Annotated in this window: 24 protein-coding genes and 1 pseudogene; 12 read left to right on the top strand and 13 right to left on the bottom strand. The window is 72.2% G+C overall.

The window, feature by feature from the left end:
* Positions 1–21 precede the first annotated feature (21 nt).
* Positions 22–1,545 (bottom strand): FGGY-family carbohydrate kinase, encoded by a 1,524-nt coding sequence (locus E1267_RS16685; RefSeq protein WP_132333485.1) that lies wholly within the window; start codon positions 1,543–1,545, stop codon positions 22–24.
* 61 nt (positions 1,546–1,606) lie between these two features.
* On the opposite strand from E1267_RS16685, the gene E1267_RS16680 reads away from it, so the two are divergent.
* Positions 1,607–2,383 carry a DeoR/GlpR family DNA-binding transcription regulator gene (locus E1267_RS16680; RefSeq protein WP_132333484.1) on the top strand — a complete coding sequence of 259 codons (777 nt, stop codon included), beginning with the start codon at positions 1,607–1,609 and terminating at the stop codon, positions 2,381–2,383.
* Here E1267_RS16680 and E1267_RS16675 read toward each other — a convergent pair.
* Positions 2,366–2,545 (bottom strand): hypothetical protein, encoded by a 180-nt coding sequence (locus tag E1267_RS16675; RefSeq protein WP_165959644.1) that lies wholly within the window; start codon positions 2,543–2,545, stop codon positions 2,366–2,368. The genes E1267_RS16680 and E1267_RS16675 overlap by 18 nt on opposite strands.
* A gap of 333 nt (positions 2,546–2,878) precedes the next feature.
* Here E1267_RS16675 and E1267_RS16670 point away from each other — a divergent pair, with 333 nt between their 5' ends.
* The gene (locus E1267_RS16670; protein ID WP_132333482.1) at positions 2,879–5,248 is read left to right on the top strand and encodes a rhamnogalacturonan lyase; all 2,370 of its coding nucleotides are present in this window, start codon (positions 2,879–2,881) and stop codon (positions 5,246–5,248) included.
* A gap of 68 nt (positions 5,249–5,316) precedes the next feature.
* Here E1267_RS16670 and E1267_RS47655 read toward each other — a convergent pair whose 3' ends face one another.
* The 3 genes from E1267_RS47655 to E1267_RS16655 all read right to left on the bottom strand — a co-directional run bounded on the left by E1267_RS47655 (position 5,317) and on the right by E1267_RS16655 (position 7,570).
* Positions 5,317–5,880, bottom strand: coding sequence for a hypothetical protein (locus E1267_RS47655; RefSeq protein ID WP_342774831.1), 564 nt, complete (start codon positions 5,878–5,880; stop codon positions 5,317–5,319).
* 242 nt (positions 5,881–6,122) lie between these two features.
* On the bottom strand, positions 6,123–6,860 hold the full coding sequence (locus tag E1267_RS16660; RefSeq protein WP_132333481.1) for an ABC transporter permease subunit: 738 nt from the start codon (positions 6,858–6,860) through the stop codon (positions 6,123–6,125).
* Positions 6,857–7,570, bottom strand: a complete 714-nt coding sequence (locus E1267_RS16655; RefSeq protein WP_132333480.1) for an ABC transporter ATP-binding protein — start codon at positions 7,568–7,570, stop codon at positions 6,857–6,859. Before E1267_RS16655 ends, E1267_RS16660 begins: the two co-directional genes overlap by 4 nt.
* Positions 7,571–7,731: 161 nt before the next feature.
* Between E1267_RS16655 and E1267_RS16650 the strand changes: the two genes are divergently transcribed.
* The 3 genes from E1267_RS16650 to E1267_RS16640 are packed head-to-tail and all read left to right on the top strand — an operon-like array spanning position 7,732 to position 10,507.
* Positions 7,732–8,940, top strand: coding sequence for a sensor histidine kinase (locus E1267_RS16650; RefSeq protein ID WP_132333479.1), 1,209 nt, complete (start codon positions 7,732–7,734; stop codon positions 8,938–8,940).
* Positions 8,941–8,944: 4 nt separating this feature from the next.
* The gene (locus E1267_RS16645) at positions 8,945–9,598 is read left to right on the top strand and encodes a response regulator (protein WP_246063958.1); all 654 of its coding nucleotides are present in this window, start codon (positions 8,945–8,947) and stop codon (positions 9,596–9,598) included.
* Entirely contained in the window at positions 9,599–10,507 is a 909-nt protein-coding gene (locus E1267_RS16640) for a phosphotransferase enzyme family protein (protein ID WP_132333478.1), read from the top strand.
* 6 nt (positions 10,508–10,513) lie between these two features.
* Here the strand turns inward: E1267_RS16640 and E1267_RS16635 are convergent, their stop codons facing one another.
* Positions 10,514–11,479 carry a nucleoside hydrolase gene (locus E1267_RS16635; protein ID WP_132333477.1) on the bottom strand — a complete coding sequence of 322 codons (966 nt, stop codon included), beginning with the start codon at positions 11,477–11,479 and terminating at the stop codon, positions 10,514–10,516.
* A 104-nt stretch (positions 11,480–11,583) separates the two neighbouring features.
* Here E1267_RS16635 and E1267_RS16630 point away from each other — a divergent pair, with 104 nt between their 5' ends.
* Genes E1267_RS16630 through E1267_RS16620 form a run of 3 tightly spaced genes read left to right on the top strand, consistent with a single transcriptional unit; the run spans position 11,584 to position 15,211 of the window.
* The gene (locus tag E1267_RS16630) at positions 11,584–12,909 is read left to right on the top strand and encodes an MFS transporter (RefSeq protein WP_220449518.1); all 1,326 of its coding nucleotides are present in this window, start codon (positions 11,584–11,586) and stop codon (positions 12,907–12,909) included.
* The gene (locus E1267_RS16625) at positions 12,906–14,438 is read left to right on the top strand and encodes a sulfatase family protein (protein ID WP_132333476.1); all 1,533 of its coding nucleotides are present in this window, start codon (positions 12,906–12,908) and stop codon (positions 14,436–14,438) included. The genes E1267_RS16630 and E1267_RS16625 overlap by 4 nt, the downstream gene beginning before the upstream one ends.
* A gap of 23 nt (positions 14,439–14,461) precedes the next feature.
* Positions 14,462–15,211: a GntR family transcriptional regulator gene (locus E1267_RS16620; RefSeq protein ID WP_236666885.1), complete on the top strand. Its 750-nt coding sequence runs from the start codon at positions 14,462–14,464 to the stop codon at positions 15,209–15,211.
* Here the strand turns inward: E1267_RS16620 and E1267_RS16615 are convergent.
* Complete coding sequence (locus tag E1267_RS16615) at positions 15,205–15,939, bottom strand: cupin domain-containing protein (protein ID WP_132333474.1); 735 nt, start codon at positions 15,937–15,939, stop codon at positions 15,205–15,207. The two genes, E1267_RS16620 and E1267_RS16615, sit on opposite strands and share 7 nt — an antisense overlap.
* On the bottom strand, positions 15,939–16,967 hold the full coding sequence (locus E1267_RS16610) for a LacI family DNA-binding transcriptional regulator (protein WP_246063956.1): 1,029 nt from the start codon (positions 16,965–16,967) through the stop codon (positions 15,939–15,941). The genes E1267_RS16615 and E1267_RS16610 overlap by 1 nt, the downstream gene beginning before the upstream one ends.
* Positions 16,968–17,281: 314 nt before the next feature.
* Between E1267_RS16610 and E1267_RS16605 the strand changes: the two genes are divergently transcribed.
* The 4 genes from E1267_RS16605 to E1267_RS16590 all read left to right on the top strand — a co-directional run bounded on the left by E1267_RS16605 (position 17,282) and on the right by E1267_RS16590 (position 22,485).
* Positions 17,282–19,591, top strand: coding sequence for a beta-xylosidase/alpha-l-arabinosidase (locus E1267_RS16605; RefSeq protein ID WP_132333472.1), 2,310 nt, complete (start codon positions 17,282–17,284; stop codon positions 19,589–19,591).
* Positions 19,588–20,676, top strand: a complete 1,089-nt coding sequence (locus tag E1267_RS16600; RefSeq protein ID WP_132333471.1) for a Gfo/Idh/MocA family protein — start codon at positions 19,588–19,590, stop codon at positions 20,674–20,676. Before E1267_RS16605 ends, E1267_RS16600 begins: the two co-directional genes overlap by 4 nt.
* The gene (locus tag E1267_RS16595) at positions 20,676–21,602 is read left to right on the top strand and encodes a DUF6807 domain-containing protein (protein ID WP_132333470.1); all 927 of its coding nucleotides are present in this window, start codon (positions 20,676–20,678) and stop codon (positions 21,600–21,602) included. The genes E1267_RS16600 and E1267_RS16595 overlap by 1 nt, the downstream gene beginning before the upstream one ends.
* Positions 21,603–21,771: 169 nt before the next feature.
* Positions 21,772–22,485, top strand: a complete 714-nt coding sequence (locus E1267_RS16590) for a beta-galactosidase trimerization domain-containing protein (RefSeq protein ID WP_132333469.1) — start codon at positions 21,772–21,774, stop codon at positions 22,483–22,485.
* Here E1267_RS16590 and E1267_RS16585 read toward each other — a convergent pair.
* The 5 genes and pseudogenes from E1267_RS16585 to E1267_RS16565 form a co-directional block, all read right to left on the bottom strand.
* Positions 22,391–22,801: a VOC family protein gene (locus E1267_RS16585; protein ID WP_132333467.1), complete on the bottom strand. Its 411-nt coding sequence runs from the start codon at positions 22,799–22,801 to the stop codon at positions 22,391–22,393. The two genes, E1267_RS16590 and E1267_RS16585, sit on opposite strands and share 95 nt — an antisense overlap.
* Before the next feature lie 85 nt (positions 22,802–22,886).
* Complete coding sequence (locus tag E1267_RS16580) at positions 22,887–23,513, bottom strand: hypothetical protein (protein ID WP_132333465.1); 627 nt, start codon at positions 23,511–23,513, stop codon at positions 22,887–22,889.
* Positions 23,510–24,457 (bottom strand): adenosine deaminase, encoded by a 948-nt coding sequence (gene add / locus E1267_RS16575; RefSeq protein WP_132333463.1) that lies wholly within the window; start codon positions 24,455–24,457, stop codon positions 23,510–23,512. The genes E1267_RS16580 and add overlap by 4 nt, the downstream gene beginning before the upstream one ends.
* Before the next feature lie 60 nt (positions 24,458–24,517).
* Positions 24,518–25,288 carry a class I SAM-dependent methyltransferase gene (locus tag E1267_RS16570; RefSeq protein ID WP_132333462.1) on the bottom strand — a complete coding sequence of 257 codons (771 nt, stop codon included), beginning with the start codon at positions 25,286–25,288 and terminating at the stop codon, positions 24,518–24,520.
* Positions 25,289–25,399: 111 nt separating this feature from the next.
* Positions 25,400–26,302, bottom strand: a pseudogene (locus E1267_RS16565) (RNA polymerase sigma factor); the annotation flags it as partial.
* Positions 26,303–26,419 lie beyond the last annotated feature (117 nt).

The raw sequence follows: 26,419 nt of genomic DNA, 5'->3' as shown, positions 1-26,419 counted from the left end.
ATCTGATGGTGTCCGGCCTGGTCATCCGTGCTCCTGCCGGGCGATGGTGAGGAAGCGTTCGTAGAGGGGCCGGTAGGCGGCGGCGAGGCCGGGGTCGTGCGGCTGGGGCTCACGGGGCAGTACGGGAACGTCGTCGAGTGAGCCTCCCGCCTGGCCGGCGATGAGGGCGGCGCCCGCGCAGACCGCGTCGTCCGCGCGTACGACGTCGACCGGCACGGGCGAGAGCGCCGCCTTGACGCGCGTCCAGAGCGGGATCCGCACCTGCCCGCCGAACACCACGAGCCGCTCGGCTTCTGCGCCGGTCACGGCGGCGAGCTCGGCCACGGTCCAGCGGGTGTGCAGGCACGTGCCCTCCATGGCGGCCGCCAGCAGATCACCGTACGTGTGGTCCGGCCCCATTCCGGACATCGTCACCCGGCGTCCGCGGTCGGGAGCGGGCGCCACCCTGCCACGCAGGTACGGCTCGGCGATGATCCCCGTCGGCAGCCGCACGCCGTCCAGCAGCGCGGGCAGTGCGGCGTACTTGTCCGCCGTCGCACGTGCGCCGCCCTCCACCACGCCGCGGGCCGGTGGGTCCTCGGGGGCGGTGGTCAGGCCGAGGAGCCAGTCGAGCATGCCGCCGCTGGTCGGCAGGCCTCCGACGAGTACGGTGCCCGTGCCGTCGAGCGATGGGTCGGCCGTGATGCCCATCGCCAGGCCGGTGCGGGGGTCCGGCGGGTGCGCCGCCGGCGCCAGGACCGCCTCCGCCGTGCCCATGGAGTCGGCCACGTGCCCGGGGCGGCGCACACCGGAAGCCCAGGCACCCACCGCGTGGTCGTGGCCGGCGATCACCACGGGGACGCCTGCCGCCACCCCGCTCACCCTCGCCGTCAGCCCGCCCACGGGCTCCACCGCCCGGACCGTGGGCGCCAGGTGCCCGGGACGGAGCCCGGCCAGGGAGAGCAGGTCCTCGTCGTAGTCGCGGCGTACGACGTCGTAGGCGAGGGTGCGCGCGGCCAGCGTCTCATGGGTGCGCAGCACGCCGGTGAGCGCGTACGCCACGGCATCGGGCACGCTCGCCCACCAGCGCATCGCCGCCGGCACATCCGGTTCGTGCGCCCTCAGCCAGAGCCACTTCGCCAGCGGCGCCTTCGCGTCCACCCACCGCCCGGTCCGCGCGTAGACCTCCACCACGTCGCCACCCGAGCCGACGTCACCACCGCCCCAGGCGCCGCCATGGGGCGCGTTCAGGGACGCGGCGGGGTCGCGCAGGGCGGCGGCTTCCTGGGTCCCCCGCGGGTCGTTCCACCACAGCAGGGGCGTGAGCGGGCTCCCCGAGTCGTCCAGGGGCACGCCGGTCTCGGCCATGCCCGCGATCCCGATCGTGTCCGGACCGCGCCCCGTGCGGGCGGCGCACTCCTCCAGGGCCTCCAGTACGGCGGCCACGAGGGCGGGCAGGGTGCGCGGTGTCGGGCGGCGTACGGAGGAGACGCAGCCGCCCCTCTCGTCGAAGAAGCCCACCTTGACGTGGGTGGTGCCCACGTCGATCCCGCACAACAACGCCATGTTGTCACTATAAGTCCATGAGTTGGCTGAAAAGCGCCAACTTCTGGGGCATTATGGTCATATGAGCGATATCGAGGCGAGCTTGCGCTACTCGTCCGCCCCGCACCGGCGCGAGGCGATCCTGCGCAGGATCGAGCTCGACGGGTACGTCGCCGCCGCCGACCTGGTCACCGAGCTGGGCGTCTCCCCCAACACCGTCAGGCGTGACCTGCGCAGGCTCGCCGGCGACGGTCTCGTCAGGGCGGTACGCGGGGGCGCCGCCGCGGCCGACGTGGGCGCCACGCCGTTCACCGACCGTTCCGTCCAGGCGTCCGCCGCCAAACGGGCGGTCGCCGCCGCCGCGGTACGCCACGTCGAGCCGGGCACGGCCATCGCCCTCGACTCGGGCACCACCACCCTGGAGATCGCCAAGCTCCTCCCCTCCGCGGCGGACCTGACCGTCATCACCCATTCGCTGCCCGCCATCGCCGTGCTCGCGCCGAGACCCGACGTCACCCTCATCGGGGTGGGCGGCCAGTACGGCAGGGACACGCGCTCGTTCGGCGGGCCGGAGACCCTGGCCTCGCTGGAGCACATGAGCGTGCGCACGCTGTTCCTGGCCGCCACCGCGCTCGACGGGTCCGGCGTCTACGGCGCCACACCGTACGAGGCCGAGACCAAGCGCCGGCTCATCGCCATCGCCCGCAGGACGATCGTGGTCGGCGACGCGCGCAAGTTCGTCCTGAGTGCCCCGATCCGGGTGTGCGGGTGGGACGCGGCCGACCTGCTGGTGACCGACGGCGTGCCGCACGGGTTCGAGGGAGTCGACGTCGAGTTCGGCTCACGGGCTCCCGTCTGACAGAAGCGGCGCGGCCACCATGATGGTCATGCCCCACGTCATCAGGTGCTTGAACACGTCGTCCCGGATCGCCACGTCGGAGTGCGCCACGATCAGCGCGCCGTTGGCGGAGAAGGGGCTGCAGTCCACCACCGAGGAGGAGATCGCCGGCGCCGTGACCATGCCGACGGCGCCCACCTGCCCGGTCTGCAGGAAACTTCACGGTGCCCTGGTCCCGCAGGAGGGAGACGTACGTGACGATGCCGCCGATGAGGAGCACCGCACCCCAGCTGATCTTGCCGACGGCGCCACGGGCGGCGGACGGGGAAATTGCCCCGTATAGCGGTCTATTCAAATCAATCCAGATAAGTCGTGCAAAAACGTAAATCACAGCAGATAAGCACCCTTGACACATCCCCACACCAGGAATAGCCTCCCGGACTATTATATCGATTTAATCCGCCAGGGTGCCGGGCAACCGCATCCATGCGGGCGTCACCCGAGGAGCCCGTGACCATGAGACCCCCCAGCAGCATCCGCCGCGCACTCATCACCTCCTTGGCCGCCCTGCTCTGCCTCCCCCTCATGGCGGCGCCGGCGAGCGCGGCCCACGGGACCGGACACGAGAGCGGACACGAGAGCGGACACGGGAACGGACACGGGCGGCCGGACGCGGGCGTCCGGCTCGAACACCTCGACCGCGGCCTGGTGGCGGCCACGACCGGCGGCGGCGTCTTCCTGAGCTGGCGGCTGCTGGGCGACGAGGTGACCGGGCACGGCGACACCGGCATGCGGGGCCCCGCCTTCCGGGTCTACCGCGACGGCCGCCCCATCGCGACGGTCACCGACAGCACCAACCACCTGGATCCCGCCGGCACCCGGGTCTCGGAGTACCGCGTGGCTCCGGTCACCCGGGGCCGGGAGGGCCGGCGCAGCGCCGCGGTCAAGCCGTGGGTTAAATCGTTTTATGATCTCAAGCTGCGGAAACCGGCCGACGGTGTGACCCCCGCGGGCGAGGCCTTCACGTACACCGCCAACGACATGAGCGTCGGCGACGTGGACGGCGACGGCCGCTACGAGTACGTCGTCAAATGGGACCCCTCCAACTCCAAGGACGTCTCCCAGCGCGGCTACACCGGCAACACCTACGTCGACACCTACGAGCTCGACGGCACCCTGCGCTGGCGGCTCGACCTGGGCGTCAACATCCGATCCGGCGCACACTACACCCAGTTCCAGGTCTACGACCTCGACGGCGACGGCCGTTCCGAGATGATGCTCAAGACCGCCCCTGGCACCAAGATCATCCGGTACGGGAGCAGGGGCCAGGTCGTGTCGGAGCGTCACGTCACCATGCCGCGCCAGGACGTCAGGGCGGGCTATTCGCACCAGGACGATTACCGGCAGAGCGCAGCAGACTATTTCGACCACATTGTGGAAATGTTCGCGAAATGGCATGAGCGCCCGGAGGTGGTCGCGAAACGCTGGCCGGCCACTCTGGAAGAGGCCTTCGGCATCGAGCCTGCGCACGAATACCCGCTCTCCCATGAGGACGCCGTGGAGCTGGCCACCTACTTCGTCGACGTCTACGCGCCGGGCCGCAGCGGCAACAACCGGTTGCGCGAGTTCGAGGGCTTCGTCCTCACCGGCCCCGAATACCTGTCCGTGCTCGACGGGGCCACCGGCAGGGAGTTGCAGACGATCCCCTACAAGCCCGGCCGCGGCGACGACGGGCTCATGTGGGGCGACTACGCGATGTCCAGGATCGAGCCGGGCAACCGGGTCGACCGGTTCCTGTCCGCGGTGGCCTACCTCGACGGCAGGCGCCCGTCGGCGGTGTTCGCCCGCGGCTACTACACCCGCACCACGCTCGTCGCCTACGACTGGAACGGCCGGCGCCTGGAGGAGGTCTGGTACGCCGACAGCGGTCACGCCCCGATGGCGAACCCGTTCAACGCCTCACCGCACGGCGTTCCCGGCAGCAACCCGGAATATGCCGACCTGACCACCCAGGGCTTCCACTCGATGAGCGCCGCCGACGTGGACGGCGACGGCAGGCAGGAGATCGTCTACGGCGCCGCGACCATCGACGACGACGGCGACCTGCTGTACTCGTCGTTCGCCGAGGGACCACCCCAGAGCAGCGTCCCTGGCCAGAATGTGCGGCTCGGCCACGGCGACGCCCTGCACGTGGGCGACTTCGACCCCGGCCGCCCTGGCCTCGAGATCTGGACGGTGCACGAGGGCGGCACGTGGGCGCCGTACGGGTGGGCGCTGCGCGACGCGGCCACCGGCGAGGTGATCCACGGCGGCTACAGCGGCCGGGACACCGGGCGCGGCATGGTCGGCGACGTCGACCCGGCGATCCGCGGCATGGAGGCGTGGTCGTCGGTACCGCCCGACGAGGGGATCCAGGCGGGCCTGTGGTCGGCCCGCGGCGAGCATCTGGACCGCGTCACGCCCGGCACGAACATGAGCATCCGCTGGGCCGCCGACATGACCACGCAGCTCGTCAACGGCACCGCGACCACCGAGCTGCAGACGCCGACGATCGACGACTGGAAGCGCGGCACGGTGCTCACCGCCGAGGGCACGCTGACCAACAACTGGACGAAGGGCAACCCGGGGCTGGTCGCCGACGTCTTCGGCGACTGGCGCGAGGAACTGCTCGTCCGTACGGCCGGCGGCGACGCGGTGCGGATCTACCTGAGCACCGAGGTGACCGGCAGGAAGATGTACACGCTCATGCACGACCCGCAGTATCGCGCCGACGTGGCCCGGCAGCAGACGGCCTACAACCAGCCGGCGTACCCGAGCTTCTACTTCGGCTCCGACATCGACTGGTCGCGGGTCCCCGTCCCCCGCATCAGCACCCCCAAGGGATAACAGGGCGCGCATGCCGAGGGCGCTCCCTGGGACAGGGGAGCGCCCTCGGCGTACGTGTGCGTGCCCGCTCAGGCGGGAAGCTTCACCGGCAGCGGCGTGTTCGCCGGCCGGGTGTCCTTCTCGGCCCACGCGCCGGTCGAGAAGGCGACCGGGTGGTTCTTCTTGCCGACCCCGTCGCCCCACTTGGTGACGACATAGTCGATCTCGATGTGGCCCTTGCCCCCGTTGTTCTCGACGCCGAGCGTCTCGGGGTCGAAGGTGCCGCCGGTCAGCTCGGCGAAGGTCTTGGCGTCCAGGTCGAGCATGACGCCGCGGCTGGAGGGGTCTCCAGGGCCACGGTCGCCGACGAAGAACGGCACCTTCTTACCCTGGTAGATGGCGTACCCCTCGGTCATGAGGGGCCAGCTGGGGCTGGCGGCCAGGCCCTTCTGCATGGGCTTGCCCGCGGCGGGAAGGCCGGTGTCGCCGGCCCGGCCGGAGGCGTCGTCCCAGAAGTACGAGGCGGTCGTGGAGCCCTTGAGCATGACCTGCTGCACGGTGCCGGAGTCGGCGTGCGCCGGCGCGGCGCCCACGGTCAGGGCGGTCGCGGCGGTCGTGGCCAGCATGGCGAAGGTACGCAGGCGAGCTTGCATGATGGTGTCAGGTCCTTTGTTAGGGGACGATGGCAGTTCGCGCTCGCTTGGACGGACGTAGCCGGGCAGCACGCCGGGCGGGACGCTACGCGGAGCACGGGGGAATCCAGCGGGAGGATCCGTGGGTTCCGGCGCCCTTCGCCGCGACTGCGCGGGCACGGGTCATCGCCGGACATGCACTAACCTAACCCCCAAACCGGACAAATGCAAACATATCGCCACGAAACGGGTATAGATCTACCTCAGCCGACCTCTCTGCGCATCGTCCGCACCATGCCGGCGGCCATCGGCAACACGATCCAGGCCAGCGACGACACGGCCACCCGGGCGGCGTCGCCCCCGGTCATGGTGCCGTTCACCAGCGGGATGGTGGCGGTGTTGAGGTCCAGCCACTGAGTCGCGGCCTCCCCCGCGGAGCCGAGCCGGGCCACGACGCTCCACATGACCGCGTTGGACAGGAAGACCACGATCGCCGCGGGCGCGTTCATCAGCACCGTACCCAGGGCCAGCCCCTGGGCGGTGAGCAGGACCGTCGTGGCCGTCCATCCCGCCAGGGCCGGCAGGGCGACCCGCCAGTCGGCCGGCACCCCCTGGGCCGCCGCGACGGCCGCCGTCACCGGCGCCGCGACCAGCATCGCGAACACGCAGGCCAGGACGGAGGCGACCAGGGGCGGCAGGCACTTGGCCGCCCACACCCGCCCCCTCCGGGGTTCGAGCGTGAACGTGGTCAGCGCCGTGCGGTGGCTCCACTCGCCGGTCACGGTGAGGATGGCGAGCACGGGAAGCAGGATGCCCACCACGATGCCGGCCGTCACCGCGGCGGTGTGGAGCTCGGGACCGGAGGCGATGCCGCGAACGACGACGGCGCCGGCCGTCAGGACGGCCAGCACGCCGGTGATGACCTTGCTGCCGCGGGTGTCGACGAGCTTGCGGGTCTCCACCCGCAGCAACGTCGGGAACGGGATGCGCCCGGTGGTCATGCGAGGCCCCTGTCGGCGGCGGCGGTCAGCTCCAGGAAGGTCTGCTCCAGGCTGCGACCCCGGCCGAGCTCGGCCGGGGTGCCCTGGGCGAGCAGGCGGCCCCGCCCGATCATCACGATGCGGTCGGCGACCTGCTCCACCTCGTGCAGCAGGTGCGAGCTGAGCAGCACCGCGCATCCGGAGCGGGCCAGGTCGCGCAGCAGCCCGCGCATCCAGTGGATGCCCTGGGGGTCGAGGCCGTTGGCCGGCTCGTCCAGGATGAGCGCCCGCGGCCGGCCGAGCAGGGCGTGCCCGATGCCGAGCCGCTGCCGCATGCCCAGGGAGTAGCCGCCGACGGGCCTGCGGCCTTCCTTGCCGGTCAGGCCGACCAGTTCCAGGACCTCGTCCACGCGCGTACGGGGCAGGCCCAGCATCATCGCGCCGAGGGTCAGGACCTCACGGCCGGTGCGGCCGGGATGCTGGGCGGAGGCGTCGAGCAGCGTACCCACGTCGTAGCCGGGACGCTCCAGCTCGGCGTACGGCCGCCCGAGCACGGTGGCGGAGCCGGAGGTGGGGCGGGACAGCCCCGCCAGGATGCGCATGGCCGTCGACTTGCCCGCGCCGTTGGGCCCGAGGAACCCGGTGACGGAGCCGGCCGGCACGGTGAAGGACACGTCGTCGAGCGCCTTCACGTCGCTGTACGTCTTGCTGAGGCGATGAAATTCGATCACGCCCACAGTTCATCGAAGACGCGCCCCGCGTACATCGGACCTGGGTCCACGGCGGGTGGCGGCCCGGCCACACCCGCCGCCCCGGGTGTAGACCAGGGTCTGCAGCGCGATGGACCCCGGTCGCTAACCCGGCACGGCGGCGGGTCCCTAGGCTGGTGGACGTGCACGACGCCGACGAGCATCAACCGCCCCTCGACACGCTGGGCATCACGCTGCGCCACCTGTTCGCCGCGCTGCCCCTGCTGTTCTACGTCGTCACGGTGGTCCTGCTGTCGGGCCGCGCGCCCATGCCGTACGCGTCGACCGGCTGGGTGCTGGCCGACATGGGGCTCGGCGTGGCGGGGCTGGTCGTCATGCGCTGGCGGCGCCGGTGGCCGTGGCAGATCGCGCTGGCCACCGCGCTGCCGACCGTCGTGTCGTTCACGGCGGGCGGGCCCGCGCTGGTCGCCTACACCTCGCTGGTCACGCACCGGCGCTGGCGCCAGATCGTGCCGGTGGCCGCGGCGAGCTGCCTGATCATGTTCGTGGCGGGGTGGCTCCAGGACGGCTCCCGTTCCATGGCCGCCGTCAACGCGGTGACCGGCCTCGTCATCCTCGCCGTCGCCACCGTGCTCGGCCTCTACGTGCGCAGCCGCCGTGACCTGACCACCTCCCAGCGGAAGGCGGAGGCGGCGGTCCAGCGGCAGCGGGTCGAGCGGGCCCAGCTCGCGGAGCGGCTGCAGATCGCCCAGGAGATGCACGACGTGCTGGCTCACCGGATCTCGCTGCTGGCGATGCTGGCCGGCGGGCTGGCGTACCGGAAGGACCTCACCCCCGAGCAGACGCGGGAGGCCGCGCTGGCCATCCAGGAGAACGCCCACCAGTCGCTGAACGAGCTCCGTGCCGTGCTCGGCACGCTGAGGCGCGACCCCGGCCCCGACGGCGGCCCCGACGGTGGCCCCGACGGCGGCCCCAACGGCGGCCTGCCAGGCCCTCAGGGCCCGCAGCCGACGCTGGCCCAGCTGGACACCCTGTTCGAGGAGGTGCGGGCGGCCGGGCAACGGGTCGAGGTGGACGACGCCATCGACTGCCGCGAGCAGCTGCCCACCCAGACGGGGCGGCACGCGTACCGGATCGTGCAGGAGGCGCTCACGAACGCCCGCAAGCACGCGCCCGGCAGCCGGGTGACGGCCGAGCTGGGCGGGCGGCCGGGTGAGGGGCTGCGCATCCGGGTGAGCAACCCGGCGCCGGCCGGCGCGTCCGCGGGGCCCGGCGGCCGGCTGGGCCTGGTCGGCCTGGCCGAGCGCACCAGGATGGCCGGCGGCACCATCAGCCACACCGTCCGCGACGGGCGGTTCATCCTCGACGCCAGGCTGCCGTGGGAGGCTTGATCTCGTGACCCGTCTTCGTATTGTGATCGTGGACGACGACCCGATGGTGCGCACGGGGCTGAGCCTCATCCTGGGCGGCGAGCCCGACCTCGATCTGGCCGGGGAGGCGGCCGACGGCAGGCAGGCCATGACCGTGATCCGCGACCTGCGCCCCGACGTCGTGCTGATGGACATCCGCATGCCGCACCAGGACGGCCTCACCACCACCGAGCTGCTGCTCAAGAGCCCCTCCCCGCCCAGGATCCTGGTGCTGACCACGTTCGACGCCGACGACATGGTGCTGCGCGCCCTGCAGCTCGGGGCGCACGGCTTCCTGCTGAAGGACACACCGCCGCCCAAGATGATCGAGGCCGTGCGCGCGTGCGCGCGCGGCGAGCCGGTGTTGTCCCCGAGCGTCGCCCAGCAGGTGATCGCGGCGGCCACCGGCAGGCACGACCCGCGGCGGCCGCAGGCGCTGGAGGAGCTGTCCCGGCTGACCGAACGCGAGCGCGAGGTCGCCGTCGAGATCGCGAAGGGCGGCTCCAACACGGAGATCGCGGCCAGCCTCTGCGTGAGCGTGGCCACGGTCAAGGCCAACATCACGCGCATCTTCGCCAAGCTCGGCACCGACAACCGGGTTCACGTGGCCATGAAGGTACGAGACGCGGGACTGATCTGAATGCCGCTGGACACCGACCGGCTGCTCGCCGCGCTGACCGCGTGGAGCCTTCCGGTGGTCTCGGCCGAGCCGCTGCCGGGCGGCTGGAACTCCGTGACCTGGCTCGTCCGCGACGCTTCCGGCGCCCCCTACGTCGCCAAGCTGTCCGACGTCGGCTCCGCCACCGCCTTCCTCGGCGGTCTGCGGGTGGCGGCCCGCGCGGAGCGGGGCGGGCTGGCCAGCGGCGCCCCCGTCCCCCTGCCCGACGGCCGGCTGGCCACGGACCTGGACGAGGGGCTGCTGGCCCTGCTGCGCTACGTCCCCGGCCGCCCGCCGGACGCCTCCTCCGCGGGAGACCTGCACCGGATGGGGGCGGTGCTGGCCCGCGCGCACCGCGCGCTCGGCAACGACACCGCCGACGTCGGCAAGCAGCACCGGTGGCCGTGGCCGTGGGCGAGCGACTGCCTGCGCGAACTGCCGATGCCCGGCCATGTCCGCACGAGGGCCGCCCAGGTGCTGGAGGAGGCGCGCGAGGCCGCGCCGCACCTCCGCGCCGGCGTGGTCAACGGCGACCCCGGCCTGGACGGCTTCCGCCTCAGCGAGCGCTCGCCCGAGGAGGACGGCCTCGTCGACTGGGGCGCGGTCCTGCAGGCCCCCATCCTGTACGACCTCGCGTGCACCGCCGTGCTGACCCGCGAGACACCCCACGCGATCCGGCACGTCGTCGCCGGTTACCAGGCCGTCGACCCCGCCATCGCCGACGAGCTGCCCTGTCTGGACACGTTCGTCCGGCTGCGGTGGATGGCGCACGCCATCTACTTCTCCGACCGCATCGAACGTGGCCTGCTCAGGGGCGTCTCCAGCGCGGCGGGCAACGAGGAGGGGCTCGAGGAGGCGTACGCCGGCATGTGCGGGACGCACCGCTCCTAGGGCCCTCTACGCAGGTGGGCCGCTCAGCAGCGTGTCGAGGAAGAGCTTGCGGTAGCGGAGGGCGTCGACGGCGAGCGCGACGTCGACGCCGTTCGCCGTCCCGGCCAGCCCGTGAGCGGCGTCCTCACCGGGCAGCACCCGCCGGTCGACGAGCGTCTGACCCCTGCTGCGTCCGGGGGCGAGCTCCACGCTGACCGGCAGCCGCTCCGTGGTCAGGCCGCCGGGGTCGGCCACCGCGCACACCGCTCCGGCGTCGCCGAGCAGCCCGTCGCCGTTCACGCGGGGGTCGGCCCCGCACAGGGCGATCTGGTGGCGCAGCAGCAGGCCCGCCAGCCGGCTGCCCGGCTCGTCGTGCCCGAGCAGCTCCGCGCACGTGGGGGCGTCCACGGAGACGTGGTAGAAGACGTCGAGCCCGTACATCGTCACGGGCACCCCGGCGTCCATGACGATCGCGGCCGCCTCGGGGTCGTGCCACACGTTGAACTCGGCGACGGGGGTGGCGTTGCCGATGGAGGCGCTGCCGCCCATGAGGACCAGCCGCTCGATGTTGCCGGCGACCTCCGGGCAGGCCCGCAGCAGGAGGGCGAGATTGGTGAGCGGGGCCAGGCCCACGACAACGACGGGCTCGGGTGCGCCGAGGATGGTGTCGCGCAGCAGGTCCACGGCCGGCACCCCGGCCGGCCGCCGGGCCGAGACGGGGAGTCCGAGGTCGGCGAGGCCGTCGGCGCCGTGGATGTGGCCGGCGTCGCGGGCCGGCTCGATGAGCGGCCGCTCCGCGCCCGCGCTCACCGGCACGTCGGGGGCGCCGGCCGCGTCGAGGACCTTGAGCGTGTTGGCGACCACCTGTCCGAGGCCCGCGTTGCCGGCCACGCATGTCACGGCGCGCAGCCTCAGCTCCGGATGGCGTACGGCGAAGAGGAGGGCCAGCGCGTCGTCCACGCCGGTGTCCACGTCAAGAATCAGGTCCTTCATCCCATTCCTTCCTCGATGCACCTTGACAGGTACGCGCACACCATCCCACGATGTCCTATCTGACCAATGAGGTCTAGACGTCTACCTCCACCGGGAGCACCGCCGTGACAGACGTCCCGTCGACCGGCCACCCCACCACCTCCAGCACCACCGCCCGCCGCACCGTGCCGTGGAAGCTCACCGCGGCCACGATCGTCGGCAACACCATCGAGTTCTACGACTTCACCATCTACGGCACGCTCACCGCACTGGTCTTCGGCCGGCTCTTCTTCCCCACGTCCGACCCGCTCGCGGGAACGCTGCTCGCCTTCGGCACGTTCGCGGTCGGATTCGTGTCGCGGCCGCTGGGCGGCGTGCTCTTCGGGCACCTCGGCGACCGCCTGGGCCGCAAGCCGACGCTCACGTGGAGCCTCGGGGTGATGGGGACGGCCACGTTCCTCATGGGTCTGCTGCCGACGTACGCCGACATCGGGGTCTGGGCACCCATCATGCTCACGTTCCTGCGCTTCTGCCAGGGGCTCGGCATCGGCGGCGAATGGGGAGGCGCCGTCAGTCTCATGGTCGAGAGCGCGCCCCCGTCCAGGCGCGGCTGGTACGGCAGCCTCGTCCAGACCGGCAGCGGCTTCGGCATCATCCTGTCCAGCCTCACCCTCACCACGCTGCTGGCCACGCTCGGCACCGGCGACCTGCTGGCCTGGGGCTGGCGCATCCCGTTCCTGGTCAGCGTGGTGCTGGTCGGCGTGGGCGTCGTGGTGCGCATGCAGATCCAGGAGTCGCCCGAGTTCCGCGAGGTCAAGGCCGGGGAGCGGGTCGAGCGGGCGCCGGTGTGGCAGACCGTGCGGCGGCACCCGCGCACGATCGCGCTGGCCATCGGCATGTACGTCGCCATCGCCGCCTTCGGCTTCGTCATCGGCGTGTTCGTGATCTCCTACACCGTCCAGGAGCTGGGCCTGTCGCGGGAGCTGGCGGTCGCCGCCAACCTGGTCAACGGGGTCTTCTACGTGATCGGCATCCTGGTGGCGGGCGCGCTGTCCGACCGGATCGGCAGGCGCAGGGCGTACCTGCTGTGCGGGCTGCTGCTGATCCCGGCCCCGTTCCTCTACTTCGCGCTGATCGACACTCGCTCGATCCCGCTGATCCTGGCGGGCAGCGTGTTCGTCGGCCTGGTCAGTGGCCTGCCGTACGGCGTGCAGGCCGCGCTCTTCTGCGAGCTGTTCCCCGCCAGGCTCCGCTACAGCGGGATCTCGCTCGGCTTCCAGGTCGCGACCGTGCTGGGCGGGGCGCTCGCGCCGACCGTGGCCTCGCTGCTGTTCGCGGCGGCGGGGCACAGCTGGGCCATCTCGGCCTACATCGCGGGCCTCGCCGTGATCATGGTCCTCTGCACGCTGGCCGTACGGCCGTACTCGGAGACGAAAGGCATCATCGCATGACGAACCGGCCCGACATCGTGCTCGTCATGGTCGACCAGCTGGCCGCGCGCTGGCTGGAACAGGCCTGGCAGGGCGTGGTCGACCTGCCGAACCTGCGGGCGCTGGCCGAGGGCGGCGTACGGTTCCCCAACGCGTTCACCCCCAACCCGGTCTGCGCCCCGGCCCGCGCCACCGTCGCCACCGGGCTGACCAGCCAGGGGCACGGGGTGAGCGAGTGCGGCTACGACCTCGACCCGGCCCTGCCCACGTTCATGCGCACGCTCCAGCGGGGCGGGTGGCGTACGGGCGCGTTCGGCAAGCTGCACCTGCGGACGCAGATCGGCGGCGTACACCCCGACTACCGGCCCTACGGGTTCGACGTCACCCACATCACCGAGGACCCCCGCGCGGGCGAATGGCTGGACTGGGTACGCGAGCACCACCCCGGGCACTACCGCGCGGCACTGTCCACCGTCTGGATGACGATGGTGCCCGAACTGCGCGCGTACGGGCCCGAGCGGCGCGACCTGGTGGCCGAGATCGAGGCCGCGCGGCGCGAGTTCCCCGAATCCACCGGGGAGGCGTACACGCTGCCCTTCCCCGCCGAGGTCTCCCAGACGAGCTGGATCACCGAGCGCGCGTGCGACTTCATCCGCGGCACCGAGGCGGACCGCCCGTTGTTCGCGCACGTCAGCTACGTGCAGCCGCACAATCCCTTCGCGCCGCCCGCCGAGTACCTGCGGCACGTGCGCGCCGAGCGCGTCCCCCGTCCGCTGCCCGCGGAGTGGCGCTCCGGCGGGCCCGCCTATTTCGACCGGGAGCAGTACCGGCAGGCCTCCTACGACGTCGACGACTGGGAGAGCCACCGGCTGCACTACTTCGCCGACCTGGCGCACCTCGACGAGCAGCTCGGCCGGCTGGTGGACTGCCTGCGCGAGACGGGGCGGCTGGCGGGCACGTACGTCATCTTCACCTCGGACCACGGCGAGCTGCTGCACGACCACGGGCTGGTCGGCAAGTGGGAGCGCCACTACGACGCCTGCATCCGGGTCCCGCTTCTCGTCTCGGGCCCGGACCTGCGCCCCGGGGTGCGGCCGGAGCTGGTGGAGCTGACCGACCTCGCGCCCACGATCCTCGACGTGGCCGGCCTCGAACCCGACCCGCTGCCCCGCCCCGAGCTGGGCAACCCGCACCTCCCGCGGCGGCTGCCGGCCCTGCCGGGCAGCTCGCTGCTGCCGCTGTGCCAGGGCCTGGACCTCGACTGGCGCACGGCGGTCTACGTGCAGAGCAACAACAACCACTGGGAGGCCTCGCCCCGGAGCTGGTCGCGTACGGTCCGCACCGCCCGGCACCGCTACACCCGCTATTTCGGCGGGGGCGGCGAGCAGCTGTTCGACCTGAAGGCGGACCCGGACGAGCAGCACGACCTCGCCCACGACCCGGCCGCCGAGCCGGTCCTGCGGCGCCTGCGCGAGGAGTTGCTGGAGCTCGTCGTGCTCGACGGATATCCGAACAGCCCGCGCGGGCTTTACGGCATCGGAACGTGGTGAGCCGGCTCTACAGTTGTACGGTGATGAAACCGCCCAAGCGAGCCGCCATGGCCGCGCAGGCGATCCGTGAGCTCATCGCGGCGGAGTTCGAGCTGGGCGACCAGTTGCCCTCCGAGGCCGAGCTGGCCCGCCGGCTGGCCGTGAGCCGGGTCACCGTCCGCGAGGCCCTCGGCCAGCTCTGGCTCGAAGGCCTCATCTCCCGCCGCTGGGGTGTGGGCACGTTCGTCCGGCAGCGGCCGGGCCCGGCCGCTGGACCGTTCACGAGCGTCTTCGTCGACCTGCACGACATCGGCTCGCTGCCGCACCGGATCGCCGCCACGGGCCGCACGCCGTCGCTCCCCCACGCCCGCGCCGAGCAGGTGCCCGCCACGCCGGAGGCCGCCGCCGCGCTCGGCGTGCCGGAGGGTGAGCGGATCTGGCGGGTGGAGCGCTGCCTCGCGATCGACGGCACGCCCGCGATCGTGCTGCACGACCATGTCCCGCTCAAGGTCAACGGCGTCCCGTTCGACCCGGCGCCGGTGACCGGGCTGGGCGGCGACTTCCCCACGCTCGTGCACGCCACCGGCACCCGCATCGTCAGGGACGAAGCCCGGCTGGAGGCGGCGCTGGCGGGCGAGGGCGTGGCCAAGCTGCTCGGCGTCGACGCCGGCACACCGGTGCTGACCACGCGGCAGACCAGCCACGCCGACACCGGCACGGTGGTGTTGTCGACCCGCTGCTATTACCGGCAGGAGGTCTTCTCGATCCTCCTGGTGCGCACGGTCCCTTACTGACCCGGCTCGACGGGGCCGAGCACATCGTGGGTGCGCAGCCGTCCGCACATGCCCCAGCGGGTCTCCGCGCTCTGCGGCGACTCCAGGAGCTCCGACTGGCGCAGGTGCGCGCCGTCGCCGCGGGCCAGGGCGTCGAGCACGGCGGCGGTGTGGCGGGCCTGCGCGGCGACCGTACGCTCGAAGGTCTCGCGCCAGGCCGCGACCCTGGGCCGCACCAGCGCGACCGCGTGGTCGTAGAAACGTTCCAGCGGGCCGTGGTCGCCGGCGGCGGCGCTGCCGGCCAGTGCGCGGAAACCCTGGACGGCCAGCTCGCGCCGGCGCATCGCGGCCGCCTCCATCGCCTCCTCCCCCTCGCCTTCGGGCAGGGTCGCCGCGGCCCGGTAACGTCCGGGATCGGCCATGATCTCGGGCGGGAACGTCATGACCGCGTCGCCCGCCTCGGGCAGTCCCGCGTTCGCCATCACGACCACGACCTGCAGGCCCCCGCGGTTGACCGCCCGGTGGATCGTGCCGGGGGTGAACCACACGGTCGACCCGGCCGTCAGCTCCGTCTCCCTGAAACCGTGCGTGCCGAGGGTCTGCAGCGCTCCGTGCCCGCCGATCACGACGTAGCCCTCGGTGGAGGCGGTGTGCAGGTGCGGGGTGCCGCCCTCCAGGCCGTCGGCGCACGCGCCGGTGTAGACCGACAGCCGGGTGACGGACGTGCCGCCGGGGAACGCCGCGGGCATCACGCGCTCCGCTCGCCGAAGGACGCGGTGCTGCCCCGCACGACGAGCGTGGTGGCGAGCTCGATGCGGGTGCCCGCCGGGCCCCGGGGATGGGTCAGCTCCTCGGAGACGAGCCGGACCGCCTCGTTGGCCATGTCGTCGAGCGGCTGGCGGACGGTGGTGAGCGGCGGCGAGAGCATCTCGCACACCATCGAGTCGTCGAACCCGACGACCGACAGCTCGTCGGGCACGCGGACGCCGCGCTCGGTGGCCGCCTGGTAGACGCCCGCGGCCTGCAGGTCGTTGGCCGCGAAGATGGCGCTGGGCGGGTCGTCGCGGCCGAGCAGCCGCGCGCCGTGGTCCTTGCCGCCGCTGACCATGAAGTTGCCGTAGTGGGTCAGCTCCGGGTCTGGGTCGATGCCGAACGTGCGGTGCGCCGCCAGATAGCCCTCGTAGCGGTCGAGCGTGCACTGCGCGTCGAGCGGGCCGCCGATGAAGCCGATCCGGGTGTGCCCGAGCTCCAGAAGGTGGGTGGTTGCCATGACGCCGCCCAGCCAGTTGGTGGCGCCGACGGTGGAGATGCGCGGATCGCGCTGGCCCGCGGGGTCGAGCAGCACGAGCGGCACGTGCAGGAGTTCCTCGATCGCCTCGATCTCCCGCTGGTCGGCCCGGGTCAGCACCAGCACGATGCCGTCGGTGCCGCGTTTGCGGACCGTGCCGATCCAGCGCCGCAGGTCGAAGTCGGGACGCGCGGAGGAGGTCACGACGAGCGAGAAGCCCCAGCGGGCCGCCGCCTGCTCCGCGCCTCTGATGAGCACCTCGGCCCACGGCGAGCCGAGTCCGTCGATGAGCAGATCGACCAGGCCGACCCTGGGCGAGCTGGGCGGGCGTGGGGTCTCGTAGCCGAACACCCTGACCGCTTCGAGGACTTTGTCCCTCGTGGCGGCGGAGACGTGTTTCTTGCCGCTGAGGACCTTGGAGACCGTCGGCACCGACACTCCGGCGGCCGCCGCGACGTCGGCCAGCGTTGCTCGCGGCGCTCGGGGCACAGGACCTCCCGTTGCCGTGGGTGCCGGTGTCCGGCCGGCACCTGCGAGGTGGATTTTTCGGAAAATGCACACATCTGTCATGCCGCCAGCTGACCTGGAGATATCAGCGGACCGCCGCCGACTCCTGAGGCTGTTGACATGGATGCAGCTCGGAGCCTAGCGTAACGCATCGGCAATGTCACCGTAATCTTTCGGAAAGATGTCCGGAAACTTTCCAAGCGTTTCGAGGTGCGTTCAGGGCGCACGCCGCGATCGAGCCGACCGTCTGTTAGCGCTACCATCCGTTGGAGATCTCATCCCACGAACGAGGGTGTATGCCTGCACAAGGTGAGCAGCCGGAGGCGGCGGCGCTCCGGGCCGGAAACCTCCCGGCGGAGATGTCGCTCGACGAGAAACTCGTCCAGCTCGTCGGCCTGTGGCGCCACGTCAACCGCGAAGAGGGCGTCGTCGCGCCGCTGCAGGACGCGATGCAGGGCGACGAGGAGGAGTTCGAGGAGTTCGCCCGCCACGGTCTCGGCCACGTCACGCGCCACTTCGGCACCACGCCCGTGGACCCCGCGCAGGCCGGCGCCGAACTGGCCGACATGCAGCGCTGGCTGCGCGACCACACCCGGCTGGGCATCCCCGCCATCGCGCACGAGGAGTGCCTGACCGGGCTGGCGGCCTGGCGGGCCACGACCTATCCCGTGCCGCCCGCATGGGGCGCGACGTTCGACCCCGCCCTCGTGGAGGAGATGGGGCGCAGGATCGGGGCCTCCATGCGGGCGCTCGGCGTGCACCAGGGCCTGGCCCCGGTGCTCGACGTGATCCGCGACCAGCGGTGGGGCCGGGTCGAGGAGTGCATCTCCGAAGACCCGTACGAGGTCGCCACCATCGGCGCGGCGTACGTGCGCGGCCTGCAGTCCACGGGTGTGATCGCCACACTCAAACACTTCGTCGGATATTCCAACTCCCGCGCGGGCCGCAACCTCGCCCCCGTGCACGCGGGCCCCCGCGAGGTGGCCGACACGTTGCTGTTCCCCTTCGAGGTCGCCGTGCGGGACGCGCGGGCGGGCTCGGTCATGAACTCCTACGCCGAGATCGACGGCATCCCGATCGCCGCCGACGCCCACTACCTCACCCGGATCCTGCGCGACGAGTGGGGCTTCGAGGGCACAGTGGTGGCCGACTACTTCGCCGTGGCCTTCCTGCACACGCTGCACGCCGTGGCCACCGACGCCGAGGACGCGGCCGTGCAGGCGCTCAGTGCGGGCATCGACGTCGAGCTGCCCACCGGGGTGGCCTACCTGGAGCCGCTGAAGCGGGCCGTGACCTCTGGGCGGATCCCGGAGTCGCTGGTCGACCGGGCGCTGCGCAGGGTGTTGACGCAGAAGGCGGCGCTCGGCCTGCTCGACGACGGCTACGAGCCCAGCGGGCCGGGCCCGATCGACCTCGACGACCCCGGTTCCCGCGCCCTGGCGCGGCGCCTGGCCGAGGAGTCGATCGTGCTGCTCGCCAACGACGGTGTGCTGCCGCTCGGCCGGGCCGAGGGCAGGCGCGTCGCGGTCCTCGGCCCGAACGCCGGCAGCGTCGCGGCGTTGTTCGGCTGCTACTCCTTCGTCAACCACGTGCTGCCGCACTCCCCCGGCGTGGAGACCGGCATCGCGGCGCCCACGGTGCTCGACGCGCTGCGGGAGGAGCTGCCGGAGGCCGTGATCCGGGTCGACCGGGGCACGGGGGTGGACGACGGCGATCGCTCGGGGATCGCCGCCGCAGCCCGCCTGGCCGCCGGTTCGGACGTCGCGATCCTCGTGCTCGGGGACCGGTCGGGGCTGTTCGGCAGGGGCACCTCCGGCGAGGGCTGCGACGTCGAGACGCTCGACCTGCCCGGCGCGCAGCAGGAGCTGGCCGACGCGGTCATCGCCACGGGCACGCCGGTCGTGGTCGTGCTGATGACGGGCCGCGCGTACGCGGTGCCGCGGATCATCAGGGACGCCGCCGCCGTCGTGCAGGCGTACTTCCCCGGCGAGGAAGGGGCGGGCGCCATCGCCCGGGTGCTCAGCGGCGCGGTGAACCCCTCGGGCCGGCTGCCGATGAGCATGCCGCGCTCGACCGCCGGCCAGCCCTACAGCTACCTGCACCCCAAACTGGGCGCGGCCGGCTCGGTCAGCAACATCGACCCGGCCCCGGCGCTGGCCTTCGGGCACGGGCTCAGCTACACCCGCTTCGTCTACGAGGGCCTGAGGGCCGACGAGCGGGTGCGGGCCGGGGAGCCGATCCGGTGCTCGGTCGTCGTGCGCAACGCGGGCGAACGGCGGGGCGCCGAGGTCGTCCAGCTGTACGCCTCCGACCGGATCGCCTCGGTCACCCGGCCGCTCGCCCAGCTCGTCGGCTACGCCAGGGTCGAGCTGGAGCCCGGCGAGAGCGCGACGGTGGGCTTCGACGTGCCCGCGCGGCTGCTGGCCTTCACCGGCAGGGACGGGCGGCGCGTGGTCGAGCCGGGCGAGGTGGGCGTGTCGGTGCGCCGATCGGCCGCGGACGTGGTGGCCGAGGTGAGCGTGCTGCTGACCGGGCCCTTGCACGAGATCACCGGGGACGAGCGGCGGCTGGGCGCCGTGTCGGTCGAGAAGGGACAGCCGTCATGAGAGTCGCGATCGTCGGCGCCGGCGGCATCGCCGGCATTCACGCCGCCGCCGTGCCGGCGCTGGGCGAAGGGGCGCGGATCGTCGCCGCCGTGGACGTCGACGCCGGCCGGCTGGACGCGTTCGCCGCACAATGGGACGTGCCCGAGCGTTACACGAGCGTCGAGGAGCTGCTCGAACGGTCGGAGTGCGACGTCGTGCACCTGTGCTCGCCTCCCGGCCTGCACCGTGACCAGGCCGTGGCGGTGCTGGAGCGGGGCTGGTCGGTGTTGTGCGAGAAGCCGCCGGCGCTGTCGCTGCGGGAGTTCGACGAGATCGCCGCGGCCGAGGCGCGCGGCGCCGGCTCGTTCGGCACCGTCTCGCAACACCGGTTCGGCGCCCGCGCGCTCGCGCTGCGTGAGGTGATCGCCCGCGGCGACCTCGGGCCGCTACACCTGGCGCTCTGCAACACGCTGTGGTTCCGTCCCGACTCCTACTTCGCGGTGCCCTGGCGCGGCACCTGGGAGTCGGAGGGCGGCGGGCCCACCATGGGGCACGGCATCCACCAGATGGACCTCATGCTGTCCCTCGCCGGCCCGTGGGAGTCGGTACGCGCCACGGCTGGCCGCAAGGCCCGGCCGACCCGGACGGAGGACTTCTCGACCGCGGTGGTGACCCTCGCCTCGGGAGCCACCCTGGTGATCGTCAACAGCCTGCTGTCCGCCCGCGAGACCAGCTACCTGCGCCTCGACCTGGCCGGCGGCACGGTCGAGCTGGAACACCTGTACGGCTACGGCGACGACTCCTGGCGCTTCACCCCGGCCCCCGGCGACGCGGACGCCGAGTCCCGCTGGAACGCGCTGCCGCCCGGCGTGCCGTCCGGCCACTCGGCCCAGTTCGCGGCGGTCGGGGCGGCGCTGCGCTCCGGCGCGCCGATGCCGGTCACGACGGCGCAGGCCCGCCCGACCCTCGAGCTCATCGCCGCCGTCTACGCCTCCGCCTTCACCGGCCGGGAGGTGGCGCGCGGCGAGCTGACCGAGGACTCCCCGTTCTACACCTCCATGGGCGGGCACCAGGCCCCGTGGCTCGCGACCGAAGGGAACCTCTGATGACCGAACCCGTGGACGGGCTGCGGCTCACCGACGAGCGCGGGCGCGCGCTGACACTCACGAGCGGCGGCGTCGAGCTGTTCCGTTACGTGTACGGCCCGTGGGACCGGCAGCTGGAGTCGCCCCGCCCCTACTTCCACCCGCTGCGCACGCTGTCCGGCCGGCTGGTGTCGCTCTACCGGCCATGGGACCACGTCTGGCACAAGGGCATCGCGTGGTCGCTGCCGAACGTGGGCAGCCAGAACTTCTGGGGCGGCGTCACGTACTACCGCGACCGCGGTTACGTGCAGGCGGACAACAACGGCTCGATCGTGCACAACGGCTTCGACGAGATCAGCGGCGGCGAGGACCGGATGGCCGTGCGGGAGTCGCTGACCTGGGTGACGAGCACCGGCGAGCCGTGGTTCACCGAACGGCGCTCCTTCGGCGCGCTGATCGGCCGGGACGGGTGGACGCTGGCGTACACCACCGAGTTCACCAACGTCTCCGGCGTCACCGTCCCGATCGGCAGCCCCACCACCGAGGGGCGGCCCAACGCCGGGTACGGCGGGCTGTTCTGGCGCGGGCCGCGCTCGTTCAGCAACGGGCGCGTCTACATGGACGGGCGCTCCGGTGGCGACGAGATGATGGGCGAGCGGGGCACGTGGCTGGCCTACTCCGGCGACCACGACGAGGTGGACGCGAGCTCGACGCTGGTGTTCGTCGACGACGGCCCCGCTGGTGAGGAGCCGGTCCGGTGGTTCGTCCGCACGGGGATCTTCGCGTGCGTGTGCCCCGCGCCGTTCTTCGACGTCGTACGGCCGGTCGAGCCGGGTGCGTCGCTGGCCTTCCGCTACGCGGTCACGGTCGCCGACGGCGACACCGGCCCGGACGGCGCGGCCCGCGTCGCCGCGGACACCGCCGGCGTCACCTCGCGGCTCCTCTGATCGGAGATCCTGACATGACCCGCTCGAAGCGTTCCGCAGGCGCGTCGGCGGGTTCGCCTACGGCGGCGACTACAACCCCGAGCATGCCGGGGCGGGCACGAGCGCTTCCACTCGGCGATGGTGCCAGGAAATCGTCGAGCTCGGCCGGGAGCTGCGGCTGCTGGCGCCCGTGGCGGGGACGACCTCGCGCGCGCGGATCGCGGTGCTGTTCGACCCCGGCGCGTTCCGCGAGCTGGTCGGCGCCAGGATCGACGAGTACTGGCCGGCGCGCCCGCACGAGAGCTTCACCGTGGAGTTCACGGACGGGCGGCGGGCGACGTCGACCTGGTGGCGCGACGACCTCCACCTGGAGAGCGGCACGGCGCTGGCCACCTACGCCGACGGGCTGCTCGAAGGGCGGGCCGCGGTGGTCGAGAACCGCTACGGCGCGGGGCGGGTCGTCTACGTCGCGACGCTGCTGGAGCAGGCCGCCCTCGACGCGGTCGTGCTGGAGGCCGTCGAGTCGGCGGGCGTGCGGTCGCGGTTCGAGGGGATGCCGGCGCGCGTGGCGTGCTCGCTGCGGGGTGACGAGATGTACGAGTACGTGTTTCTGCTCAACCACAGCGGAGAGCTCCGCGCGTCCGTCCCCCTCGAAGGGCCGGGGACGGATCTGCTCACGGGAACGCCGGTGGCGAGGCAGGTGGAGCTGGGGCCGCTGGGCGCGGCGGTGGTACAGCGGCCGCTGCGGTTCCCTTCACCGGGGCCGCCGGCGGCGGGCGAGATCGCGGCGACGGAGGCGCCCACGGCGTTCAGCGCAGTTCCTGGACGCGGACCATGTTGCCGGCGGGATCCCGGAAGGCACAGTCGCGCACCCCGAACGGCTGCTCGATCGGCTCCTGCATGACCTCCGCGCCGCGGGACTCCGCCCGCGCGAAAAGACCGTCGAGGTCGTCGGTGGCCAGCAGGATGCCGGCGTAGGTGCCCTTGGCCATCATCTCGGAGATGGTGGTGCGCTCGCCATCGGTGATCCCCGGGTCGGCCGCCGGTGGTTGCAGGACGATGGACGTACCGGGCTGGCCGGCGGGACCGACCGTGATCCAGCGCATCCCGTCGTAGCCGACGTCGTCGCGCACCTCGAAACCGAGGACGTCGCGGTAGAAGACCAGGGACGCCTCCGGGTCGTCGTGCGGCAGGAAACTGGCGTGAATGGTGACGTTCATGCACGTCACCCTAAGCATGGCCGGCGGCGCACGCTTCTCGATTCCTGATCGCTCCGCCAGGCGAGCGCCCCGGCGCTACGACCGGTCAGGGTGCCTGCGACAGGGCGAGGTCCACGACCGGCCGCGCGAACAGCACGTTGCCGGGCAGGTCGCCGTGGACCGCCTGGGACGGAAGCTCCACCGGGCGCCGGGCCCGTACGAGCGGTTCGAGCAGCCCGGCTCCTCCGGACGGGCCGGGAAGCTCCTCCCACGCCACGCGGTCACCGTAGGACCAGGGATCCTCACGGACGTCCAGGAACGCGGGCCTGGGCAGGTGGGCGATCGCCTCGTGAAAGGCGGCACCGGTCCTCAGCACGTCGTCCTGCCTGCTCACGTCCGGCTCGCCCGGGACGAGCCGGGCCGCCTCCCATCCGTACGCCGTCCACGCGCCGTCGCGCGCCCGCACGGGACGGGCCACGCGGAACGCCGGCGAGCCGGGCAGCGCGGACAGCACCTCAGCCCGCCACAACGTCTCCGGCAGGAACTCCACCTGCTTGACGACCAGGTCACCGACCCTCCAGGCGCCGCCGAGCCAGACCGGCCGCCCCTCGACCCCGTACGCGTCGGGGACCTCTTCGGGAGGACCGGCAGGTGTCCCCTGGTCCGGCGCCGGGTCGCCGGAGGAACCGCTCGGTGTCGCCTTGGGGGACGGGTCCTGCTGGTGGCCGGTCACGAGGCGGTGGCCCAGGTCTCGACGCCGGCCTTGAGCTCGGCCTTCACCGCGTCGGGGGCGAAGGACGCGTCGATCGACGCGCGGGCCAGGTCGGCGAGGTCGTCGTCGGTGCAGCCGAAGGTGTCGCGCAGCCCGGCGTACTCGCCGGCCAGCGCCGTCTCCCCGTCGGTGTTGATCGTGACGACCAGCCCGGCCGCCCGCAGCCGTGGGAGCGGGTGTTCGGACGGCGACGGGACGAGCCCGAGCAGGACGTTGGACGTGGGGCAGACCTCCAGCGGGATCCCGCGTTCGCGCACCTCGGCCACGAGGCTCTCGTCGTCGAGGACCCGGATGCCGTGCCCGAGGCGCTCGGCGTGCCCCACGTCGAGGGCTTCGCGGATGCTGGCCGCGCCGGCCGACTCGCCCGCGTGGTGGACGAGGTGGAGGCCCGCGTCCCTGGCCGCGTCGAGCACCTCGGCGAACGGCGCCAGCGGGTGCCGCTCGTCGCCCGCCAGCCCCATGCCGATCACGTCGTCGTAGCGCGTGGCCAGTTCGTAGGTGCGCCACAGCCGCTTCACCGGCCGTCGCCTGGAGTGGTCGAGCAGCACCCGGCACTCGACGCCGTAGCGGGCCCGGCCCTCCCGCAGCCCGTCGAGCACCGCCTCCAGCGGCATCGCCGGTTCTCCCAACCGCTCCCCGTGGGAGGCGGCGGTGAAGGTCACCTCGGCGTAGCGGGTGCCCTGCCCGGCTTCGTCCTCGCAGAACTCCACCGCGAGGCGCCGGAAGTGCTCGGCCGTGCGCAGCAGCCCGCGCACCCGCGCCCGCTGGTCGGCGAACTCCCTGAAGTCGCGGAACACGCCGCCGTTCCCCGGCGTGCCGCCCAGGTCGCGAACGGTCTCCGGGCGGACTGTGCTTTCCAGGTGAACGTGCAAGTGGGCTTTGGGCAGCGTACGGACGTCTTTCACGCGCCACAGGGTAGGTGTGAGCGCCCCTCGCACGCACGTCGTTTTCCGGCCGTGCGCCTGCTAGAGGGCGTCGGCCGGCCGGGTGACGCGGATCTTCGACTGCTTGTGCGGCAGGCGTTCCCAGTCGTCCATGAACCTCGCCTGCAGTCCGTACTTGGACGCCAGCGCGATCAGGGTCTCGGTGCGGTAGTAGAAGTCCTCCCGCAGCACCTGGTGCTCCTTGCCTTCGGTGCGGTCGAAGGTGAAGTCGAACCATCCGCCGGGTTTCATGACCCGCCCGACGTGGGCGAAACACTCCTCGATCACGTCGAGCGGCGAGTGGGAGAAGACGCTGTGCGCGTGTACGACGTCGAAGTGCTCGTCGGGCAGGAACGCGAAGCGCAGGTCGCGTACGGGGGTCAGGTGCGGCAGCTTGTCGCCCAGCCCGTGCTCGGCGATGGTGTCCTGGGCCGCCATGAGGATGTCGGGCGAGATGTCGATGCCGTAGTAGTTGCCGGTGTGCAGGTAGCCGATGAACAGGTGACCGGCCCGGAGGTTGCCGCAGCCGATCTCCAGCATCCGGCACTCGGGCTTCAGCCCGTGCTCGACGAGGTAGTCGAACTGCATACGGCCCAGCGCCAGCCACCGTCGATGTGTGTGGGAGCCGACCGCGCCCTCGGGGTCTCGCGCGGTGTCGGACTTCATGACGGCACGGTAGTAGGCGACATGGTCGCGTGTACGCAGCCTGAACCAGGTGTCGCGGGCGAGCCGCCTCAGGTGGGGCAGAATCTTGCGCGGGTTCTTGAACGCGTACGTCACTTGGTGGACGAGGCTCGAACGGGAGCGTTTCACGCCTGGGAATCTAGGTCACTCACAGCGATATCCAAGGGGCTGTGGCGACAGTCTTGAGTTCCCGTTTGCGCAGCCTTTCTCTCCGCGGCTCTCGTGCGCCAGGTCGGACGGTCAGCTCAGGTAGTCGCGCAGCGCCAGCGAGCGGGACGGATGGCGCAGCTTGGACATCGTCTTGGCCTCGATCTGCCGGATCCGCTCCCTGGTCACGCCGTAGACGCGGCCGATCTCGTCGAGCGTGCGCGGCTTGCCGTCGGCCAGGCCGTAGCGCATGCTGATCACGCCCGCCTCGCGCTCGCTGAGCTGGTCGAGCAGGGCGTGCAGCTGCTGCTGGAGCAGGGTGAACGACACCGCGTCGGCCGGGGAGACGGCCTCGGTGTCCTCGATGAGGTCGCCGAACTCGCTGTCGCCCTCCTCTCCCAGCGGCGTGTGCAGCGAGATGGGCTCGCGGCCGTAGCCCTGGACCTCGATGACGCGGCTCACCTCGAGCTCGCTCTCCTTGGCGATCTCCTCGGGTGTGGGCTCGCGGCCGAGGTCGCTCTGCAGGCGCCGCTGCACCCGCGCCACCTTGTTGATCAGCTCCACCATGTGCACCGGGATGCGGATCGTGCGGGCCTGGTCGGCCATGGCGCGGGTGATCGCCTGCTTGATCCACCACGTGGCGTAGGTGGAGAACTTGTAGCCGAGCCGGTAGTCGAACTTCTCGATCGTGCGGATCAGGCCGAGGTTGCCCTCCTGGATCAGGTCGAGGAAGAGCATGCCGCGGCCGGTGTAGCGCTTGGCGATGGACACGACCAGCCGCAGGTTGGCCTCCAGCATGCGCTGCTTGGCCCGCATGCCGTCGTCGGCGATCCACTCCAGATCGGCGCGGAGCTCGGCGGGAAGGCCGGGCTCGGTGTCGAGCCGCTCTCTGGCGAACAGCCCGGCCTCGATGCGCTTGGCCAGCTCGATCTCCTGCTCGGCGGTGAGCAGTGGCACCCGCCCGATCTCCTTCAGGTAGGTCTTGACCGAGTCGGCGCCGAGGGCGGTGCCACCGTCAGGGACGCCTTCGTCCAACTCGAGAACCTCTGCTGCTTGGGACAAAACACTCTCCTCGCTCGCGTTGGGCAGGATGGACAGCAACCCAAACTTAGG

The sequence above is a fragment of the Nonomuraea longispora genome, from assembly GCF_004348345.1.
Classification (GTDB): domain Bacteria; phylum Actinomycetota; class Actinomycetes; order Streptosporangiales; family Streptosporangiaceae; genus Nonomuraea; species Nonomuraea longispora.
The sequence above is the reverse complement of the archived record's forward strand: the minus strand, read 5'-3'. Positions and strand labels throughout refer to the sequence as shown.